Here is a 2,044-nt window from a genome sequence, read left to right as displayed (position 1 = left end):
TGATCGTGTGGGCGACCTGGCGCGCGCAGCTAGGAACTCCGGCGCGAAGAACGTCCTCTCAGTCAGGGACATCCTTTTCAGGCTCGCCAAACAGCTGGGCAAGGACCACCCGTGGTACAGGATCGTTACCGTGGCATTCATGGTGAAGAACACGACCACGACCACGAGGGAGGGCACCAGCGAGTTCGTCAAGAGCCCGGAGAAGGATGAATTCGTGTTCGATAACCCGTCGGCCGTCAGGTTCTATATAGGCCTGTACACTAACATGTCCGACGAGAACAAAATTAGATTCGTGAACCTGCACGGTACGAAGTTCTTCACCAACTCCTTCATCGAGAAGGAAGGGTTGGATCTCTTCGCCTAACTGCGACTTGACGACCCTGGCCGTAGGGCATATAATATGAGGTAGACAGCAGAATATCGGAGAGCGCAAGGTGACTGCAGAGGTCATCGCTGCGCTTTTCTTTTTGCCAGAGGAGGTACCTTTACCATGGCAGATCCAGAACAGGGTCTACCGGCAGAGACGCCACCCGAAACGGGTACGCCGCCGGAGACACCACCAGAGACCCCACCGGCAGCGAGCGAGCCGGACGTAACCCCACCCGAGCCGGAGGCCACGCCAGCGCCAGCTGAAGAGCCAGCGCCGGAACCGGCCAAACAACCGTCCCTATCCGATTACTCGTTGGACGAACTCCTCGAGCATTCGGGCCTAAAGGAGCACATCGAGACCGTAGCGTCGCGAAGTGCTCAGTCGGCAACGGACAAAGCAGAAGCGCGTGCTGTGCAACAGGCCAAGCAGAACGCAGCCAACGCTCGTGCCGCAGCCGAGACCACCAGGCGGAAGACGCTGGTTGAAGAGGAAAACTTCGATCAGATAGGCCGTGAGGAGGTTACGCGGGCCGATGCCCAGGAACGTTCCGAGGAAGCGCTCACCCAGGCCCAGCTTGCTATTGCTCAGCACACAGCTGATCAGTACACCCGGACACTAGGTGAGGAGACGGTGGATCGAATCATCAAAGAGCAGCAAGCGGCCGGCATGGGCCTCTCGGATATGCCAAAGGCTTTCGCCGACGAAGTAGCCAAGCGAAACGTCGACAAGGCGACTGAGGGTGCCTTTGAAAAGGCGTCTGAGGCTCTCGAAGAGAAGTTCGAAGCTCGACTCGCGGAGGCCGGCCTGGCCAAGCGGGAAGAGGAGGCAGCAACCACCGGTCCTGTAGAGAAGGTGTCCGGAACGCCGCCGGTCCAGGAAAGCTCGGAAGAGCCCGATAGCTGGGAGGCGGCAGTGGACAAGTTCAACGCAGGGGAAATCTCATGGACAGAAATGGAGCCCATCCAGAAGGAACACGACAAGGAAACTGGCGGCTCCGGCATGAGAGGCTAAACGATAGTAACGGAGGAACCAACTAATGGTCCAGACAGCAACAACCGGCAATCTCGCGTCGGCACAGCGGATCGTAATCGAGCAGGCTCGATACACCGCGGAGCACAACGCTCCCATGCTCAAGCTTGTTGAGAAGTTCAAGCTCAACAAGGGCGAGAAGCAGGTCGACGTTCCCAAGGTAGGCCAGTTCACTGCGACTTCGGTCGGCGACGGCGTCGACATCACGGACGAGCAGGACATCGGCATGACCATCACCACCCTGACCACGGCTGAGGTCGGCCTCAAGATCATCTTGACCGACAAGCTCGTGCGTCAGATGCAGGAAGACACCATGAAGATCGTTGGTCGACAGGCCGGCGATGCTATGGCACGGAAGAAGGACAACGACTTGACGGCTCTGTTCGGTTCGCTCAACGGCGGCACCGACCTGGGTTCGGCAGGATTCGACATGGAGCTCGGTAACTACGCAGTTCTCGTGAACTTCATGCGAGTATCGAATGCCCCGAAGCCGTGGCAGGTAGTGCATCACCCGGGTGCATTCACTCAGTTCGCGGGCAGCACGTTCGGTATGGTCGGTAGCGTCCTTGGCCCGCCGACGACAGCCAGTGTCGTAGGTGGTGCGATCATGGACAAGCAGCTCCAAGACTTCTACCAGCTCTCAGT

General features: G+C 58.6%; 2 protein-coding genes. Both read left to right on the top strand.

Annotated elements, in window-relative coordinates:
• Positions 1-682 precede the first annotated feature (682 nt).
• Positions 683-1,381: a hypothetical protein gene (locus tag FVQ81_18470; GenBank protein MBW7998516.1), complete on the top strand. Its 699-nt coding sequence runs from the start codon at positions 683-685 to the stop codon at positions 1,379-1,381.
• A 25-nt stretch (positions 1,382-1,406) separates the two neighbouring features.
• The coding region (locus FVQ81_18465; GenBank protein MBW7998515.1) for a hypothetical protein at positions 1,407-2,044 on the top strand (638 nt) is incomplete at its 3' end.

This window comes from Candidatus Glassbacteria bacterium (genome assembly GCA_019456185.1).
In the GTDB taxonomy this organism is placed as follows: Bacteria; Gemmatimonadota; Glassbacteria; order GWA2-58-10; family GWA2-58-10; genus JAJRTS01.
This window is presented reverse-complemented; position numbering and strand designations above follow the sequence as displayed.